The 2547-nt window shown below is 64.9% G+C and carries 3 protein-coding genes; all 3 read right to left on the bottom strand.

The features are described from left to right. Nucleotides 1-1409: elongation factor G (gene fusA, locus VLR48_RS15925; protein WP_325292733.1), on the bottom strand; the 1409-nt coding region annotated here is incomplete at its 3' end. A gap of 84 nt (nucleotides 1410-1493) precedes the next feature. Continuing rightward, nucleotides 1494-1964: a 30S ribosomal protein S7 gene (gene rpsG / locus VLR48_RS15930; RefSeq protein WP_325292734.1), complete on the bottom strand. Its 471-nt coding sequence runs from the start codon at nucleotides 1962-1964 to the stop codon at nucleotides 1494-1496. A 101-nt stretch (nucleotides 1965-2065) separates the two neighbouring features. Next, a complete protein-coding gene (gene rpsL / locus VLR48_RS15935; RefSeq protein WP_325292735.1) occupies nucleotides 2066-2443 on the bottom strand; it encodes a 30S ribosomal protein S12 in 378 nt (125 codons plus the stop codon). Between the last annotated feature and the right edge of the window lie 104 nt (nucleotides 2444-2547).

Genomic DNA, 2547 nt, shown 5'->3' on the forward strand with positions numbered 1-2547 from the left:
CGGTCGACCAGGATCTCGAGGTGGAGCTCGCCCATCCCGGAGATGATCGTCTGCCCCGACTCCTCGTCGGTGCGCACGCGGAACGACGGGTCCTCCTGGGCGAGGCGGTTCAGCGCGATGCCCATCTTCTCCTGGTCGGCCTTGGTCTTGGGCTCGACGGCGACGTGGATCACCGGCTCGGGGAAGATCATCTTCTCGAGCGTGATCACGTGGTCCGGGGCGCAGAGCGTGTCGCCGGTGGTCGCTTCCTTGAGTCCCACCGCCGCGGCGATGTCACCGGCGCGCACTTCCTTGATTTCTTCGCGCTGGTTGGCATGCATCTGCAGGATGCGGCCGATGCGCTCCTTGCGGCCCTTGATCGGGTTGTAGATCGTGTCGCCGGAGTTGATGACGCCCGAGTACACGCGGAAGAAGATCAGCTGGCCGACGTAGGGGTCGGTCATGATCTTGAACGCGAGGCCGGCGAAGGCCTCGTCGTCGGCCGCCCGCCGCACGCCCTGCTTGCCGTTCTCGAGCTCGCCGGTCACCGGCGGGATGTCGGTCGGGGCCGGCATGTACTCGATGACGGCGTCGAGCATCGCCTGCACACCCTTGTTCTTGAACGCCGAGCCGCAGAGCATCGGCACGATCTCGCTGGCGATCGTGCGCTGACGCAGGCCGGCCTTCACCTCTTCCATCGTGAGCTCGCCGCCCTCGAGGTATTTGTTCATCAGCTCTTCGTTGGCCTCGGCGGCGCTCTCGACCATCTTCTCGCGCCACTCCTTGGCGGTCTCGAGGAGGTCGGCGGGGATTTCGCGCGTCTCGTACTTCATGCCCTGCGTCGAATCGTCCCAGTAGATCGCCTTCATGCGGACGAGGTCGACCACGCCCTCGAACTTCTCCTCGGCGCCGATGGGCACCTGGATGGGCACGGCGTTGGCCTTGAGCCGCGACTTCATCTGCTCGTAGACCTTGAAGAAGTTGGCGCCCTGGCGGTCCATCTTGTTGACGAAAGCGAGCCGCGGGACCTTGTACTTGTTCGCCTGCCGCCAGACGGTCTCCGACTGCGGCTGCACACCGCCGACCGCGCAGTAGACCATGCACGCGCCGTCGAGCACGCGCATGGAGCGCTCGACCTCGATGGTGAAGTCGACGTGGCCCGGGGTGTCGATGATGTTGATCCGGTGCTCGGGGAAGGTGCTGTCCATTCCCTTCCAGAAGCACGTCGTCGCGGCGGAGGTGATGGTGATGCCCCGCTCGCGCTCCTGCTCCATCCAGTCCATGACGGTCGCACCGTCGTGCACTTCGCCGATCTTGTGCGAAACGCCGGTGTAGAAAAGGATGCGCTCGGTGGTCGTGGTCTTGCCGGCGTCAATGTGCGCACTGATGCCGATGTTGCGATACCGATTGATGGGAGTGGATCGGGGCACTTTTCGTCAACGCCTTTTGCGGCGGCGAGAGGGGGTCGCCCTCGCGCGCCTGGTGTCCTGTCGGGTGTTCCGGGTTCGCCTGCGTCAGAACCGGAAATGCGAGAAGGCTTTGTTGGCCTCCGCCATGCGGTGCACTTCCTCGCGCTTCTTGACCGCTCCGCCGCGGCCTTCGGAGGCCTCGATCAGCTCGGCCGCGAGACGCTGCCCCATGGACTTCTCGCCGCGCTTGCGGGCGGCCTCGCGCAGCCAGCGCATCGCCAGCGCCATCCGCCGCACCGGGCGGACCTCGACCGGCACCTGGAAGTTGGCGCCGCCGACGCGACGGCTCTTGACCTCGACCATCGGCTTGGAGTTGGCGAGCGCCTGGTTGAAGACCTCCAGCGGATCCTTGCCGCCCTTCTTGGAGATCGACTCGAACGCGCCGTAGAGGATGCGCTCGGCCACGGACTTCTTGCCGGCGGTCATCAGCACGTTGACGAACTTGGCGACGTCCCCCGAGCCGAACTTCGGATCGGGAAGGATTTCGCGCTTCGGTACCTCTCTGCGTCGGGGCATAACTCTCTCCGTTCGGCGAAAAGTGCAACCCTACTTTTCGCCGGGGGGGTTCACCACCGGATCGCGGGCGAAGCCCGTCGATCCGGTGCAAAAAAACAGGGTCAGGTGGTCTTGGGCTTCTTGGCGCCGTACTTGGACCGGCTCTGCTTGCGGTCCTTGACGCCTGCGGTATCGAGGCTGCCGCGCACCATGTGATAGCGCACACCGGGCAGGTCCTTGACGCGACCGCCGCGGATCAGCACGACCGAGTGCTCCTGCAGGTTGTGTCCTTCGCCGCCGATGTAGCTGATCACCTCGAACCCGTTGGTGAGGCGGACCTTGGCGACCTTCCGCAGCGCGGAGTTCGGCTTTTTCGGGGTCGTCGTGTAGACGCGGGTGCAGACGCCGCGCTTCTGCGGGCTCTGTTGCAGCGCCGGGACCTTGCTTTTCGATACGACGGGCTCACGGCCCTTCCGTACGAGCTGATTGATGGTAGGCATCCTGATTTTCCGTTTCGTGCGACCTAGCGTTATCGGCCGCAGGGCTCATCGCTTTGCGAAACCGCTTCGGGTACGACAAATCAAAGTGGCCCCGCCTTGGCGCC

Origin of the sequence: Thiocapsa sp., assembly GCF_035467215.1 — a bacterium.
Lineage (GTDB): Bacteria > Pseudomonadota > Gammaproteobacteria > Chromatiales > Chromatiaceae > Thiocapsa.